The organism is Frigidibacter sp., assembly GCF_030695035.1.
GTDB lineage: Bacteria > Pseudomonadota > Alphaproteobacteria > Rhodobacterales > Rhodobacteraceae > Frigidibacter.
The window spans coordinates 175,739-191,488 of the sequence record NZ_JAUYTT010000001.1; the positions used below are offsets into that span (position 1 = coordinate 175,739).

13 protein-coding genes are annotated in these 15,750 nt (G+C 68.1%); 2 read left to right on the forward strand and 11 right to left on the reverse strand.

Translation table 11 applies throughout. From position 1 onward, the window contains the following. Positions 1 to 131: 131 nt before the first annotated feature. The gene (locus tag Q8S30_RS00840) at positions 132 to 536 is read left to right on the forward strand and encodes a group III truncated hemoglobin (RefSeq protein ID WP_305664151.1); all 405 of its coding nucleotides are present in this window, start codon (positions 132 to 134) and stop codon (positions 534 to 536) included. On the opposite strand, the gene Q8S30_RS00845 is transcribed toward Q8S30_RS00840, so the two are convergent. Further along, positions 533 to 1,549: a YcjF family protein gene (locus tag Q8S30_RS00845; RefSeq protein ID WP_305664152.1), complete on the reverse strand. Its 1,017-nt coding sequence runs from the start codon at positions 1,547 to 1,549 to the stop codon at positions 533 to 535. The two genes, Q8S30_RS00840 and Q8S30_RS00845, sit on opposite strands and share 4 nt — an antisense overlap. Continuing rightward, positions 1,546 to 2,961 (reverse strand): YcjX family protein, encoded by a 1,416-nt coding sequence (locus Q8S30_RS00850; RefSeq protein ID WP_305664153.1) that lies wholly within the window; start codon positions 2,959 to 2,961, stop codon positions 1,546 to 1,548. Before Q8S30_RS00850 ends, Q8S30_RS00845 begins: the two co-directional genes overlap by 4 nt. Before the next feature lie 109 nt (positions 2,962 to 3,070). Between Q8S30_RS00850 and truA the strand changes: the two genes are divergently transcribed. Beyond that, positions 3,071 to 3,838 (forward strand): tRNA pseudouridine(38-40) synthase TruA, encoded by a 768-nt coding sequence (gene truA, locus Q8S30_RS00855; protein WP_305664154.1) that lies wholly within the window; start codon positions 3,071 to 3,073, stop codon positions 3,836 to 3,838. Positions 3,839 to 3,988: 150 nt separating this feature from the next. Here the strand turns inward: truA and Q8S30_RS00860 are convergent, their stop codons facing one another. The 9 genes from Q8S30_RS00860 to Q8S30_RS00900 all read right to left on the reverse strand — a co-directional run bounded on the left by Q8S30_RS00860 (position 3,989) and on the right by Q8S30_RS00900 (position 15,725). Beyond that, entirely contained in the window at positions 3,989 to 6,070 is a 2,082-nt protein-coding gene (locus Q8S30_RS00860) for an exonuclease domain-containing protein (protein WP_305664155.1), read from the reverse strand. Next, positions 6,070 to 6,462 carry a response regulator transcription factor gene (locus tag Q8S30_RS00865; protein ID WP_305664156.1) on the reverse strand — a complete coding sequence of 131 codons (393 nt, stop codon included), beginning with the start codon at positions 6,460 to 6,462 and terminating at the stop codon, positions 6,070 to 6,072. The genes Q8S30_RS00860 and Q8S30_RS00865 overlap by 1 nt, the downstream gene beginning before the upstream one ends. 2 nt (positions 6,463 to 6,464) lie before the next feature. Then, positions 6,465 to 6,986 (reverse strand): hypothetical protein, encoded by a 522-nt coding sequence (locus tag Q8S30_RS00870; RefSeq protein ID WP_305664157.1) that lies wholly within the window; start codon positions 6,984 to 6,986, stop codon positions 6,465 to 6,467. A 10-nt stretch (positions 6,987 to 6,996) separates the two neighbouring features. Then, complete coding sequence (locus tag Q8S30_RS00875) at positions 6,997 to 8,835, reverse strand: DUF294 nucleotidyltransferase-like domain-containing protein (RefSeq protein ID WP_305664158.1); 1,839 nt, start codon at positions 8,833 to 8,835, stop codon at positions 6,997 to 6,999. A 78-nt stretch (positions 8,836 to 8,913) separates the two neighbouring features. Beyond that, a complete protein-coding gene (locus tag Q8S30_RS00880; RefSeq protein WP_305664159.1) occupies positions 8,914 to 10,716 on the reverse strand; it encodes a sodium:solute symporter family protein in 1,803 nt (600 codons plus the stop codon). Between the two features lie 13 nt (positions 10,717 to 10,729). Beyond that, the gene (locus Q8S30_RS00885) at positions 10,730 to 10,987 is read right to left on the reverse strand and encodes a DUF4212 domain-containing protein (protein WP_305664160.1); all 258 of its coding nucleotides are present in this window, start codon (positions 10,985 to 10,987) and stop codon (positions 10,730 to 10,732) included. A 66-nt stretch (positions 10,988 to 11,053) separates the two neighbouring features. Next, positions 11,054 to 11,746, reverse strand: coding sequence for an adenylate kinase (locus Q8S30_RS00890; RefSeq protein WP_305664161.1), 693 nt, complete (start codon positions 11,744 to 11,746; stop codon positions 11,054 to 11,056). Positions 11,747 to 11,753: 7 nt separating this feature from the next. Next, positions 11,754 to 13,691 carry an acetate--CoA ligase gene (gene acs, locus Q8S30_RS00895; RefSeq protein ID WP_305664193.1) on the reverse strand — a complete coding sequence of 646 codons (1,938 nt, stop codon included), beginning with the start codon at positions 13,689 to 13,691 and terminating at the stop codon, positions 11,754 to 11,756. A gap of 372 nt (positions 13,692 to 14,063) precedes the next feature. After that, positions 14,064 to 15,725, reverse strand: coding sequence for a SulP family inorganic anion transporter (locus Q8S30_RS00900; RefSeq protein ID WP_305664162.1), 1,662 nt, complete (start codon positions 15,723 to 15,725; stop codon positions 14,064 to 14,066). Positions 15,726 to 15,750 lie beyond the last annotated feature (25 nt).

Below are 15,750 nucleotides of genomic sequence, written 5' to 3' on the forward strand. Positions count from 1 at the left end.
TGGCGAAGGCGATGGCCTTCGCCAACCCAAGCGCCGCAAAGGCAAACAGCGGCCCGTCCCCAACTGCGACACCCCCGCGCCTTGCACCTCCCCCGCCCCGCGCGCATATCGGCAGGGAAAGGGGCCGCCCGATGACCCACCTGCCGCCACGTTTCCCCATCACCGCCGCCCAGATCGACCGGGTGGTGACCGCCTTCTACGCCGCCGTGCGCCACGACGCACAGCTCGGCCCGATCTTCGCGCGCCACGTCACCGACTGGCCGGTACATGAGGCGAAGGTCGCGACCTTCTGGCGCAACGCGATCCTGCTGGAGCGGGGCTATGACGGCAGCCCGATGCGCGCCCATCTGCAGGCCGGGGACGTCAAGGCCGGGCATTTCCCGGGCTGGCTCGCCCTCTTCGACGCCACCCTGCAACGGGAACTCCCCGCAGACACCGCGGCGTCCTGGTCCGCCCTCGCCCACCGCATCGGCCAAGGCCTGCGCATGGGCGTGGCCGAAGTCGAAACGCGCGCAGGCGTTCCCGTCCTGCGTTAATCCTCCGAAGTGCCCTTGCCGGTCGGGAACAGCCCCGCCAGCGCCCGCCCAACGAGGTTCGATACCTTGGGCCGCGGCAGCGCCGCAAAGGGCAGCGGCCGGCAGACCTCGATGGCCGCGACCCCCACCCGCGCCGTCAGCGCGCCATTGACCACACCCTCGCCAAAGCGGCGCGAGACCTTGGCAAGGAGCCCGCCCCCCGCCACCGTCTCGATCATGTCGTCCCCCACCGCCACCGCGCCGGTGGCCACCAGATGCGTGAACACCGTGCGCAGCAGCCGCCAGCTGCCCAAGGTGCCCGCGCGCCCGCCATAGATCTCGGCCACGCGCCGCACCATCCGCAGGTTCGCCGCCAGCGCCGCCACCACATCGGCCAACGCGATCGGCACCAGCGCGGTGACGGTTGCCACCGTGCGCGCCGCCGCCTCCACCTCGCGCCGCGCCGCCTGATCGAGCGGCGCCAGCAGCTCCGCCTCGGCCAGTTGCAGCAGCGCGTCGGCATCCAGCAGCTCACCCTGCCGCTCCGCCAGCCGTTCACGCCCCCAGGCCGTCTCGGGCCGCCCGGCATAAAGCGCGATCAGCCGCGCCGACACCGCCCGCGCCGCCTTGAGGTCGCCCGCCAGCAGCGCATCGGTCGCCGCCTGATGCACCCGGTCCAGCCGCGCCAGCCGCGCATAGGCCGACAGTTCGCGCAGCGCGATCAGCAGCGCCGCCAGCACGAAGGCCCCGACCAGCACCACCGCCGCCCATCCCAGAACCGGGTTGCTGGCCAGCAGCGCGTTCACGAAATTCCACGCCGCCAAGGAGACCATGAAGGACAGCAGCGCCCCCGCACTGGCCCAGAAGAACCGCCCGAGGCGTGAGGGCGGCCGCGCCGCCACCCGCGCCGCGATCTGCATCGCGCGGCCATCGGGCATGAAATCGGGCACGGGCGGTGCGGATGCGGGGGTGAAATCCGCCGCCCCCTCGCGTTCCAGGATCACCGGGCCGCGGCGCTTGGGCTCAAGGGTCATCGCAACCTGTCTCCGATCAGAAATTCCGCCGCCCGGTCCAGCCGGATATGCGGCGGCCCCTCGCCAGGGCGCAGCGCCGCGGCGGCCGGCAGGAAGGCCATCGCCCCAAAATCGGCATCAAGCCAGCGCTCGGCCCCCTGCCGTGCCGGGACCAGCAGCTGCGCCGGATCGCCGGGCAACTCGCCCGCCCAGAACGCCGCCTGCCGCCCGCCCTGCAGGCGGCCGCGCACGGCATCCAAGGGCCCGCCGTCATGGCTGATGGTCTCCTCGACCGTCGCCCGCAGCGCCGCAATCGACATCGCCGCCGTCTTCGCCCCGGCGAAATCGGCGCGGTCCTTCGCCTCGCGCAGCAGCGCCTCCATGATCGCGGTCAGGCGCGGGTGCTGGCTGTGGTGCAGATGGTCGGCCTTGGTCGCGGCGAACAGGATGCGCTCCACCCGCCGCCCGCCCAGAAGCCCGGTCAGCCAGCCATTGCGGCCGGGTCGGAAGGCGGCGAGGATCTCGGCCATTGCCCGGCGCATATCCTCGACCGCGCGCGGGCCGGCATGGATCGCGCCAAGCGCATCGACCAGGACCACCTGCCGCTCGATCCGGGCGAAATGCTCGCGGAAGAATGGCTTCACGATCCGCGCCTTGTAGGCCTCGAAGCGCCGGTCCATCTCACGCCACAGGCTCGCGCGGCCGGGATCCGCCGGCTGCGGGATCGGCGCGAAGGTCAGCGCGGGGGATCCCGCCATCTCGCCGGGCAGCAGGAACCGCCCCGGCGTGCAATCGGACCAGCCAGCAGCACGGGCGCGGATCAGGTAGCCAGCGAAGCTGTCGGCTAGGCTGCGCGCATCCGCCTCATCCAGCCGGGCGGCGCCATCGGTCGCCCCCGCCAGCGCCAGAAACGCCGCCGCCTCGGGCCGGTCCGCGATCCGCGCCAGCGTCTCGGCCGACCAGTCGGCAAATGTCCGGTCCAGCAGGCCAAGGTCCAGAAGCCACTCGCCCGGATAATCCACGATATCCAGATGCACGGTGCGCAGCCCGCGAAGCCCCCCCAGCATCCCCTGCGGCTGCACCCGGAACGACAGGCGCAGCTCGCTGACCGCGCGGGTGCTGTCGGGCCAATGCGGGTCCGGCCCGGTCATCGCCGCCAGATGCTGCTCGAACTCGAAGCGCGGCACGGTCACGTCCGGCTGCGGCTGCAGGAAGACCGACCGGATCGCCCCATCCGCCACCGCCTTCAGCTGCGGCATCCGGCCCCGGTCGAGGAGGTTCGCCACCAGCGAGGTGATGAACACCGTCTTGCCGGCGCGCGACAGGCCGGTGACCCCCAGCCGGATCACCGGCTCGAAGAAGGCTTCGCTGACCGAGGCGCCAAGGCTCTCCACGCTGCGCGTCACGCTGTCCGCAATGTCACCGATGCCCAAGATCCGCCCCTTTGCTTTGCATTCAAGATAGGGAGCCGCAGGGGGAATGTGGAGGGCCGATCACGCAGCGAGATTGCCAAGCCCCGCGCCCCGCGCTAGGGCGGGCCCCATGCCAAGATTTGCACTGAAGATCGAGTATCACGGGGCCCCCTTCGCCGGCTGGCAGCGCCAGAGCGGCCAGCCCTCGGTGCAAGAGGCGATCGAGGTCGCGCTGCGGCGCCTGGAGGCAGAGGCACCGGGGATCGGCGCCGCGGGGCGCACCGATGCCGGGGTCCATGCCACGGGGCAAGTCGCGCATTGCGATCTGGTCAAGGACTGGGACCCGTTCCGCCTGGCCGAGGCCCTGAACTGGCACCTCAAGCCGCAGCCGGTGGCGATCCTCGCCGCCGCCCGCGTGGCCGATGACTTCCACGCCCGCTTCTCCGCCAACGAGCGCCGCTACCTCTTCCGCCTGATCCAGCGCCGCGCGCCGGTGACGCATGACAAGGGTCTCGTCTGGCAGGTGCTGAACCCGCTGGACCTTGCCGCGATGCAGGCCGGCGCCGCGCATCTGGTCGGGCATCACGACTTCACCACCTTCCGCTCCACCATGTGCCAATCCGCCTCGCCGGTGAAGACGCTGGACGAGATCGGCATCACGGCGCACCCGGTCCCGCAGGGCACCGAATACCGCTTCACCCTGCGCGCCCGTAGCTTCCTGCACAACCAGGTCCGCTCCATCGTCGGCACGCTGGAACGGGTCGGTGCCGGGGCGTGGCAGCCAGAGGACGTGCGCCGGGCGCTGGAGGCGAAAAGCCGCGCCGCCTGCGGCCCGGTCTGCCCGCCGCAGGGACTATATCTGACTGGGGTTGGGTACCCCGAAGACCCGTTCGCCTGAGCCGGCCCCTTCGCCTTTGCTTTTTCCCAAATATCCCACGGGGGTCCGGGGGTGTGAAACCCCCGGCGCGCGAGGCTGGCACCCGCGGAGGGGGGCTTTGCGCCCCCCACCCCGCACAGGATATTTGAGAAAGGCTAAGGCAGGGTGCCCTCAGCCGTTCAGGTCCTTCAGCAGCCGGCCATGCTTGCGCACCTCGGCCAGCACGTCGCCGAAGGTGACCATGCCCTTGGCGCGCAGCATCGGCAGCAGGCGCAGGAACGCATCGGCGGTGGCGACGGTATCACCGATGGCGGTGTGGCGCGCCTCCTCGGGGATGGTGATGCCAAGCCGGTGGGTCAGCGCGTCGAGGCTGTGGGTCTCGCCCTGCCCGAACACCACGGCGGACAGCAGCACCGTGTCGAGAATCGGGTTGTCGAAGCTGGCGCCGATCCCGGCCTCGTGGCGGCGCAGGAATTCCATGTCGAAGGGGGCGTTATGGGCGACCAGCACCGCGCCTTCCGCGAACTTGTGGAACAGGCGGCCGACCTCCTCGATCCGCGGCGCCTCGGCCACCATCGCGCCGGTGATGCCATGCACCTCGGTCGAGCCGGCGGGGATGGACCGGCCAGGGTTGACCAGCGTGTCGAACACCTCCTTCTCCACCCGCCTTCCATTGACGATGCGCACCGCGGCGATCTGCACGATCTCGTCGCCTTGGGCTGGGAGCAGTCCGGTGGTTTCGGTATCGAAGACCACATAGGTCAGGTCTTCCAGCCGCGAGTCCAGCACACCAGCGTTCCGCGCCTTCGACAGCAGGTCGAAATCATAGACCACCGCCCGCGTCACCGGGGGCGGGCGGCGATGGGCGCGGCGGGCCTCGCGGATCGGCAGGCAGATGCCGGCCATGCCCTGCGCATCATGGCCCGGCCAGCATTCCGTCGCATGGGTCAGCAGCACAGAGCGCCCGGTGACATCGGCCAGCCCCACCTCCAGCGGCTCGGCCAGCCAGCCGTCGAGCTGCCCCAGCGGCAGCGCCGGGCCGGCCCAGCCAAGGCGTACCATCGCGCCGGCGCCATCCTCGGCAATCTCCAGCGCGAAGCTGCGCGCCAGCCCCGCCGCCGCCACCCGTTCCGCCAGCACCGACACCAGCGCCACGATCTCGAACCCGTCGCAGCGCAGCAGGATCGGTGCGGGATCTGCAGCCACCTCCAGCCCTGCCACCTCGATCCGGGCGCGGATACCGTCGGCAAGGTCGCTGGCGCGGGTGAAGGCCAGCGGCCACCAGTCGCTGCGACTGTCATCATAGCGCGCCCCAAGCTCGGTGATCGCGCTGGCGAGGCTGCCAACCTCCTCCAGCATCGCGCCAGTCAGGGCGGGGGTCAGAGCGGGGCCCGCGCCGGCATCCTCGGCCAGCACGCCGATCACCGTCTGCAGGTTGGCGGCGGGCCGGCGCACCCGGTCGAACACCTCGGCCAGCAGCGCGCCGCGTTCGGCATGGGCGGCAAGGTCGGCAGTCACGTCGCGCAGGGTCAGCACATAGCCGGGGCCGTCGCGCCCCTGATCCAAGAGGCGCATCCGCCCCGCCAGCACCCGCGCCCCCGCCACCGTGGCGACCAGCAGGTCTGATGCCGCATCGGGGTCGCCCGCCTCCAGCAGCCGCGCATGGGCATGGGCCACCGGCGCCTGCCGCAAGTAGTCGAACAGCCGCCGGTCGAGCCCCGGGGCCGCGCCGCCGCCCAGAAGATCCACCGCCTGCCCGTTGTAGAACACCAGCTGATGATCGCCGGTGCACAGCAGCACCCCCACCGGCACGTCGGACAGCAGCGCCTCCAGCCGGTCCTTCTCCGCCTGCAGCCTTGTCGTTTCCCGCGCGACCGCCTCGGCCAGCGCATTGCGGGTCTCGGCCAGCGTCAGGGTTACGGCGGCGGCGGCGGGGGCGAGGTCACCCAGATAGCGCGCGGGCGCCGCATCCAGTTCGCCCGCGACCGCGGCATGGGTGCGGGCGCGCATCCCGCCCGCCAGCCGCTCGATGGCGCGGGCGACGTTCTCATCGAACAGATACCAGATCCCGGCCGTCAGCCCCAGGATCGCAAAGCCCGCCAGCAGCCCGGCCTGCACGAAGGCCGGCAGTACCGACGGATCGCCCAGCCGGTGATACCCGGCCCAAAGCCCCGCCCCAAGCGCGCCCCAGCTTGCCGCAGCCAGCGCCGCGAACATCAGGAACACCCGCAGGCGAAGGCTCCAGCGTTCCATCACACGGGCCCGGAGCCAAGCAGGCGCCGCACCTCGGCCCGCAGCTCCTTCAGCTCGAACGGCTTGGCGATGAACCCGTCGGCGCCAAGCGCGAGGCCCTTGCGCCGCTCCATCGCCGAGCCGCGGGCGGTCATCATCAGGATCTTCACATCCGCCAGCCCCGGGTCCATCCGCACATCCTGGCAGATCTCATAGCCCGAGACGCCCGGCAGCATCACGTCCAGCAGCACAAGGTCGGGATGGGTGGCACGGATCCGGGCCATCGCCTCGGCACCACTTGACACCCGGTCATGGGCATAGCCCTCGCGGGTGATCAGATAGTCGAGGGCGATGGCGATGTTGTCCTCGTCCTCGACCACCAGTACCCGCGGTTGTCTCCCCGCTTCGGCCATCGCTACCCCCCTTGGCAGGCCGCCAACATGAATGGATCATCGGCCGGCAACTCGATCCACGCGCCGCCCGTCAACGTGCCGTCCGCCGCCAGCTGCGCCCCGCCCGCCAGATCGGCGCGGCGCGTGCCGGGGCAGTCAAAGGCCACCGGCACCCGCTGCGTCGCCATCCAGCGCTGCACCAGGATCGCATCCGTCCGCACCAACCCCGGCGCCTCCGCCGACCGTTGCACCGCCGCCTGATCCACCGCGATGAACCGCGTGACCATCGGCACCGCATAGGACCAGGGTCGCCAGAAGCTGCTTTCCTTCACCGGCAGCACCACTTCCACACTCTCCGGCAGCGCCGCCTTCACACGGCTGAACCAGGTGTATTCGTTCCACACCGCGAAGGTGATCATCGCGAACCCCAGCGAAGCGGGCAGCAGCCAGCGCGGCAGGCGCCGCCCGGTCATCCGGTTCACCGCCACATAGGTGCCGGCGAGGGCGACGCCGATGGCGATCAGGGAGACGATGTCGATCAGCATGGATATTCCTTCAACTCATCGCGCCTTTTCCGTGCCCGATGGCAGATTGCATGGTGCGCACAACGACGAAGGCATCGCGCAGGTGGCTGCGCTCGAAATCCGACAGGTCCGACGGCGCGAGATAGTTATCCGGCTTGCGCCCCGACTTGACCAGCAGCGCCTGGCTTTCCAGCCGCATCGTGGCAATCAGGTCATAGGCCTCGACCAGATCGCGCGCGCCGCTGGCCGAGATCACGCCCGCATCCTCGGCCGCCATCAGCCGGGCGCGGGTGTTCACCTCGGTCAGATGGCCGATCAACGCATAGATCCGCCCCAGATCGACCACCGGCACCACGCCGTTCATCTTCAGGTCGATATGGTGGCGATGCTCGCCCGACCGGATCGTGGCAAAGCCGCGGATCAGCCCCAAAGGCGGCGTGTGCTTGAGGCTGTTGGACACCATATGCGCCACGAAGATCGAGTTCTTGCCGGCCTCGGCCAGCGTCTCTCCCTGCAGCTCCTGGAACAGGCTGGCGGCGCCGCCGATGGGGCGCAGGTCGAACATCACGCTGGACAGCATCTGTGCCATCGGGTCGGGGCGGGCGATCCAGCCGCGGAAATACTCGCGCCACACCCGCAGCGGCTGGCACCAGCGATCGGCGGTCGCCATCATGTCGCCGGGGCAATAGACATAGCCGCAGGCGTTGAGCCCGTCGCAGACGATCTTCGCCAGCGCATGGAAATAGGCCATGTCCCCGGGCGTCGCCGCATCGGACAGCATCATGCAATTGTCCTGATCGGACACGCCCGCCTGCTCTTGACGGCCCTGGCTGCCACAGGCGAGCCACAGGTAGGGCACCGGCGGCGCGCCCAGTTCGGCCTCGGCCATCGCCAGCAGCCGGCGGGTGACGGCGTCGGCAATGTCGGTGATCAGCCGCGTGACGACCTCATGGCTGTGATGCCCGCCCACCAGCTGCACCAGCAGCCGCGGGATCCGCGCCGTCACCGCGGCAAGGTCCGCCACCGTCTCGGCATTGGCCACATCGCGGATCAGCACGGCAGAGCTGACGGCCTGAAACCGCGTCAAGTCGGTCTGGGTGATCATGCCCGTGAAGCGGCCCTGATCGACGATGGGCAGATGCCCGATCCGCCGCTCCAGCATGATGTGCAGAAGATCAGACCCAAGCGCGGTGGAGGGCAGCGAGATCGGGTCCGCCGTCATCACCCCCGACACCGGCCCCGCAGGGTCGCGGCCCTCGGCCAGCACCTTGTTGGACAGGTCGCGCACCGTCACGATCCCCAGCAGCCGCTCGCCGCCCGTGGGCAGCGGCTCGGTCACCCCAAGGCTCGACACATGGGCATCGCGCATGATCCGCGCCGCCTCGGCCACCGGCGTTTCGGGCGGGCAGGACAGCGGGCGCCGGGCGATCAGTTCCGAAATCTTCATGGTGGCGATATCGGCGCCGCGCGGTTCCGACCCGCGGCTGCGGTTGAAGAACCGCTCGAAGGCCGGGGACAGTGCCACCAGCCGCCGGAACTCTGCCGCCGGCAGCATCAGCAGCACGCTCGGCTCTGTCGTCCGCACCGTCGTCGCGGCCAGCCCGTCCCGCACCAGCCCGCGCTCGCCAAAGCTGTTGCGGGTGGTCAGCAGCGACACCAGCCCGCCATTGCGGTCCAGCACCTCGACCGCGCCGCGCTTGACCAGATAGAGCCCGTCCAGCGGGTCGCCCAGGGCATAGACCAGCGCCTCGGCGGGGTATTCCCTGCGGCTGAAGGAACCGGCGACACGCACCAGCTCGTCCCTCTGCAGGCTGTCATAGGGATGCACCGTCTCCAGAAAGCTGGCAATCGCCTGAACGTGGTCGTCCATCCTGCCCATCTTCCTCGGCCGCGCTCGATAAGGGGGTGCCGCGCCCCAACGAAGGGGCGCGGCGAGTGTCAGTTGGGCTCAGTGCCCGGTGGCCACGCCCGCACCGCGCGGGATACGGATCGACTCGACCAGCTCCTGCACGTGCTGCGGCGGTTCCTTGGTCATGTTCGACACGATGTAGGCCGAGGCGAAGTTCAGCACTGCCCCCACCGCACCGATCGACAGCGGCGAGATGCCGAACACGTAGTTCGCGGCAACATCTTCCAGCATGTTGGTGCCGGGGATGAAGAACCAGCCCTTGTAGGTGAAGATGTAGACAGCCGTGAAGATCAGGCCGACCAGCATCCCCGCGATGGCGCCTTCCTTGTTGATGCGCTTCGAGAAGATGCCCATCATCAGAACCGGGAAGATCGTCGCCGCCGCCAGGCCGAAGGCCAGCGCCACAACCTGCGCCGCAAAGCCCGGAGGGTTGAGGCCCAGATAGGTCGCCACCACGATGGCAAAGCCCATCGAGACGCGTGCCGCCAGAAGTTCGCCCTTCTCCGAGATGTTCGGATTGATCGAACCCTTGATCAGGTCGTGGCTGATGGCGGAAGAAATCGCCAGCAGCAGGCCCGCAGCGGTGGACAGGGCAGCAGCCAGCGCACCGGCAGCCACGAGGGCAATGACCCAGCCCGGAAGGGCCGCGATCTCGGGATTGGCAAGCACCATGATGTCGTTGTCGATCTTGGTGACTTCGTTGCCGGTCCAGCCACGTTCCGCAGCGATCACGTTCATCGCTTCGGACTTGTCGTTGTAGTACTGGATCATCCCGTCGCCGTTCTTGTCTTCCATCACCAGCAGCCCGGTTTTCTCCCAGGTGCGGATCCAGCTCAGATCGGGATTGGAGTCGATCTCGGCGCGGGTGATCGCGTCGCCGTCAAGGGCGTTGCCCTGCTCGGCGCCCGGCCACATCGTGGTGGTCAGGTTCAGACGCGCCATGGACCCGACCGCCGGAGCCACGGTGTAGAGAAGCGCGATGAACACCAGCGCCCAACCGGCGGAGGACCGCGCGTCAGACACTTTGGGCACCGTGAAGAAGCGGATGATGACATGCGGCAGACCCGCGGTGCCGATCATCAGCGACATGGTGAACAGGAACATGTTCAGCATGTTGGCGGTCTCGCCGGTATAGGCCTTGAAGCCCAGCTCGGTCACGACCTGATCCAGCTTGGTCAGGAACTCGACACCCGAAGCGGTGTGGGTGCCGATCAGCCCCAGCTGCGGCAGGAACGCGCCGGTCAGCTGCAGCGAGATGAAGATCGCCGGAATGGTATAGGCGATGATCAACACAACATACTGCGCCACCTGAGTGTAGGTGATGCCCTTCATGCCGCCGAACACGGCGTAGGCGAACACGATGGCAGCGCCGATATACAGGCCCTGGTCGGTCGAGATTTCCAGGAAGCGCCCGAAGGTCACGCCCACACCGCGCATCTGACCGATAACATAGGTGACCGAGATCACGATCAGGCAGACAACGGCCAGCAGACGCGCGCCGCCCGAGTAGAAACGGTCGCCGATGAACTCGGGCACCGTGAACTTGCCGAACTTGCGCAGGTAGGGGGCAAGCAGCAGCGCCAGCAGCACATAGCCGCCGGTCCAGCCCATCAGGTAGGCAGAGGTTTCATAGCCACCAAAGGCGATGATCCCGGCCATCGAGATGAACGAGGCGGCCGACATCCAGTCCGCGCCCGTCGCCATGCCGTTCAGCACCGGGTTGACGCCCTGGCCTGCGGCATAGAACTCTGCGGTGGTGCCGGCACGCGCCCAGATGGCGATCCCGATATAGAGCGCGAATGTGGCGCCCACGAAGATGAGGTTGAGGGTAAACTGATCCATCTGTCCCGGTCCCTTATTCTTCTACGCCGTGTTCACGGTCGAGCTTGTTCATGCGCCAGGCGTAAACAAAGATCAGGACCAGAAACACATAGATGGACCCGTTCTGGGCGAACCAGAAACCAAGGTCGGCGCCACCCACGCTGATGCCCTCGAGGGCGGGGCGCAGGATGATGCCAAGACCGAACGAGCAGACGAACCAGACCACCAGCGAGATGCCGATGATCCGCAGGTTCGCTGCCCAGTAGGCGTTGGACGATGATTTGTCCGACATTCGCGTTACTCCCTGAGTTTTTTTCTCCACCCGCCGTCCCGAGGGTCGGGGCGGCGGCCTCCCTTCTCACGCCGAGACGCGCCCTACGACCTGGCCAAGCGCCCCGGCAATCGCGTCGATGTCACCCATCGCGTCGATCCGTTCCAGAACGCCGGCCCGCTCGTAATGTGCGATCAGCGGAGCCGTCTGGGCGTGATAGGCCTCCAGCCGGGCCTTTGCCGTTTCGGCATTGTCGTCGGACCGGCGCTTGAACGCCGTCCCGCCGCATTTGTCGCAGACCCCCTCCGCATGGGGCTGCTTAAACTCGTCATGATACCCCTCGCCGCACCCTGCACAGGTGTAGCGGCCGGCGACGCGGGCGATCATCGCCGCGTCATCGACTTCCAGGCTGATCGCCGCGGTCACCCGCTGCCCCGCCTCGGCCAGCAGCGCGTCGAGCGCGCTCGCCTGCCCGTCGGTGCGCGGAAAGCCGTCAAGGATGATGCCGCGAGCCACATCGGGCTCTGCCATCCGGTCCTTGAGGATCGCCAGCACGATCTCGTCGCTGACGAGGCCACCCGCCTCCATCACCGCCTTGGCGGCAAGGCCCGCCGGCGTGCCCGCGCCGACCGCTGCGCGCAGCAGATCGCCCGTCGACAGCTGCACCATGCCAAAGCGCTCTTCCAACATCCTCGCCTGCGTGCCCTTGCCGGCGCCCGGGGGCCCCAGCAAGATCAGCACGGCGGGCGAGGTTTCGCTGCTCAGGGACCCGTTGCTCACCATCGGCTCAGCTCCGGTTCATGCGGTTTTCGATCAGCTCCTCGACGACCGCCGGATCGGCCAGCGTCGAGATATCGCCAAGCGCGCCGAAATCGTTCTCGGCGATCTTGCGCAGGATGCGGCGCATGATCTTGCCGGACCGGGTTTTCGGCAGGCCCGGCGCCCATTGGATCAGGTCCGGGCTGGCAATCGGGCCGATCTCGGTCCGCACCCATTTCACCAGATCCTTGCGCAGCTCGTCGCTCGGCTCCTCGCCGTTCATCAGGGTGATGTAGGCATAGATGCCCTGACCCTTGATCTCGTGCGGGTAGCCGACCACCGCCGCCTCGGCGACCTTCGGATGCGCCACCAGCGCCGATTCCACCTCGGCCGTGCCCATCCGGTGGCCCGAGACGTTGATTACGTCATCGACGCGCCCGGTGATCCAGTAGTAGCCGTCCTTGTCGCGCCGGCAGCCGTCGCCGGTGAAGTAATAGCCGCGATACTGGCTGAAATAGGCTTCCTGGAACCGCTCATGGTCGCCCCACAGCGTCCGCATCTGCCCCGGCCAGCTGTCGGAAATGCACAGCACGCCCTCGCATTCCGTCTCGCCGATCCGCACCGCCGTCTGTGGGTCGAGCACGACCGGCTTCACGCCGAAGAACGGGTTGGTGGCCGAGCCGGGCTTGGTCGCCGTCGCGCCCGGCAGCGGGGTCAGCATGTGCCCGCCCGTCTCAGTCTGCCAGAACGTATCGACGATCGGGCAATTCCCCTTGCCGACCAGCTTGTCATACCAGTGCCAGGCCTCGGGGTTGATCGGCTCACCGACCGATCCCAGCACCCGCAGGCTCGACAGGTCATATTTCTCCACCCATTCCGGACCCTGCCCCATCAGGCTGCGGATCGCGGTCGGCGCGGTGTAGAACTGGGTGACCTTGTGCTTTTCGCAGACCTCCCAGAACCGCCCGGCATCGGGGAAGGTCGGCACGCCCTCGAACATGATCGTGGTCGCACCATTCGCCAGCGGGCCATAGATGATGTAGCTGTGCCCGGTGACCCAACCCACATCCGCAGTGCACCAGAACACGTCGCCGTCCTGATAGTCGAAGGTGTACTGGTGGGTCATCGCGGCATAGACCAGATAGCCGCCGGTGGTATGCACCACGCCCTTCGGCTTGCCGGTGGACCCCGAGGTATAGAGGATGAACAGCGGATCCTCGGCCCCCATCGGGCGCGGCGGGCATTCCGGGCTCACCTGATCCATCAGCGATTTCACATCGACATCGCGGCCATCGACCCAGCTGGTCTGATCGCCGGTGTGCTTGACCACAAGGCAGCGCACCTTGTCGGAACAGTGCAGCAGCGCCGCATCGGTATTGGCCTTCAGCGGCGTGCGCCGGCCGCCGCGCGGGGCGGTGTCGGCGGTGATCACCAGCTTGGCGCCGCAATCGTTGATCCGGTTCGCCAGCGCATCGGGCGAGAAACCCGCAAAGACGATGGAGTGGATCGCCCCGATCCGCGCGCAGGCCAGCATCGCATAGGCCGCCTCGGGGATCATCGGCAGGTAGATCACCACCCGGTCGCCGCGCATCACGCCCTGGCTCAGCAGCACGTTGGCCATCTGGTTCACCTTCCGCGACAGCTCGCGATAGGTGATGTGCTGCGCAGGGGTCTTCGGATCATCGGGCTCGAAGATAATCGCGGTCTGCAGCGCCCGGTCCTTCAGGTGCCGGTCCACGCAATTGACCGAGGCGTTCAGAACCCCGTCCTCGTACCACTTGATATTGACCTTGCCGAAGGTGAAGTCGGTATCCTTCACCTTGGTATAGGGCTTGATCCATTCCAGCCGCTGACCCTCGCGGCCCCAGAACGCATCCGGGTCGCTGATCGATTCGGCATACATCTTCTGGTATTTCGCGGCATCGGCATGGGCGCCGGTGAAGTGCGCCGGCACCTCGCGCACCACTTCCGCCTCGCCCTGGATCTGGTTTTGCACGGTCACGTCGGCATCCTCCCCTAACCCGTCCGCCGCAAGGCTTCGCGGCGGCGCCCTTCCCGCAGATGCGGGCGCAGGCTGTCCATTTGCGGGCATTGTAAACCAATACAGGAAAAATTCGTAACCCCTTTTATTCGAATAGTTTTTTTGTAAACGTATTCACAAGCAAATAGGTAATACTGTAAACAACGTGAGCGGCGACGCAGTTTGGCATGGGAAAACAACCGATTGCCCGTTCACGGTCCGGTGAAGCCGCAGCGCAGCATGTGACGCTGCGTCACAGCACTGCCCGAGTTTGCAAACTTCCCGCAAAGCGTGTGCGATTCGGTATGCGAATCGGCTTCACCCCGTCGCCTGCGCCGCCTCCAGCGCCGCGTCGATGTCGGGCAGGTAGCGCGCCAAGGGTTCGCGCACCCCTTGCGCCAGCAGCGCCCGGCGCACCTCGGCGCTGGTGCCGGTCAGATACAGCACCGCGCCGCGCCGGTGCAGCTTGTGCGCCAGCGTCTCGAAGGAATGCGCGCCGGAACTGTCCAGGAACGGCACCTCGGTGAAATCCACCACAAAGGCCCGGGGGCGCGCCGCGATCCGGTCCAGCACCGATCCCAGCGTCGCCGCCGCCCCGAAGAAGAACGCCCCGTGCAGCCGGTAGACCACCACGCCGGGGTCATGACTCTCGCCGCCCTCCGGCGCGGCATCGGGGGCGTGCCGCTCGATCCGCGCCGCCTCGGACATGCGGTGGATGAACACGAGCCCGCCAAGCGCGAAGCCCACCACGATCCCCTCGGTCAAGTCGCGGAACACCACCAGCAGGAAGGTCACGATCACCACCGCCGCATCGCCGCGGCTGGCGCGGACCAGCCCCGCGAACTCTTCCTTCTCGGCCATGTTCCACGCCACGATGGCCAGCAATCCCGCCAGCGCCGCCAGCGGGATATAGGCTGCCAGCGGCGCCGCCACGATCATGAAGACCAGCAGGAACAACGCATGCAGCATCCCCGACACCGGACCCCGGCTGCCCGACCGCACATTGGTGGCGGTGCGGGCAATGGTCCCGGTCACGCAGAACCCGCCGAACAGCGCCGATCCGATATTCGCCACCCCCTGCGCCATCAGCTCGGCATTGGACCTGTGCTGGCGCCCGCTCATCCCGTCGGCCACCACCGCCGACAGCAGCGATTCAATCGCCCCCAGCAGCGCGAAGCTGGCCGCATAGGGCAGCGCCGCCATCAGAGCCTCGGTCGACAGGTCCGGCAAGCTTGGCACCGGCAGCACCCGCGGCAGCTCGCCAAACCGGCTGCCGATGGTCTCCACCGGCAGCCCCAGAACCGCCGCCAGCACCGAGGCCGCAACGATCCCGATCAGCAGGCTGGGCCAGCGCGGCCGCCAGCGCTTCACCACCTCGATCAGCGCGATGGTCCCCGCCGCCAGCGCCATCGCGGCAACGGACACCGTTCCCCGCGCCGCCCACAGCGCCTCGATCTTGTGGACAATCTCCGCCGGCTCTGGCTCTCCCAGCGTCAGCCCCAGCAGATCCTTGATCTGGCTGGCAAAGATGATCACCGCGATCCCGGCGGTGAAGCCCACCGTCACGGGATAAGGGATGAACTTGATGTAGCTCCCCAGCCGCAGCGCCCCGGCGCCGATCAGCACGAACCCCGAAAGAAACGTCGCCAGCAGCAGCCCGCCCACACCGATATCGGCCACGCAGGCTGCCACCAGCACGATGAACGCCCCCGCCGGCCCGCCGATCTGGAACCGGCTGCCCCCCAGCAGCGACACCAGGAACCCGCCGACAATCGCGGTATAAAGCCCCCGTTCCGGCCCCACCCCACTGGCAATCGCAATTGCCATCGACAGCGGCAGCGCCACGATCGCCACCGTCAGCCCCGCCAGCGCATCGGCCTTCAGCGCGGCGGGCCCATAGCCCTCGCGCAGCACCGTCACCAGTTTCGGAAGATACTGCTCACTGAAGGATGCGGCTTTGCGCCGGCTTGCCTCGTCCATTCCTGCACGCTAGCCAGAGGAGCCG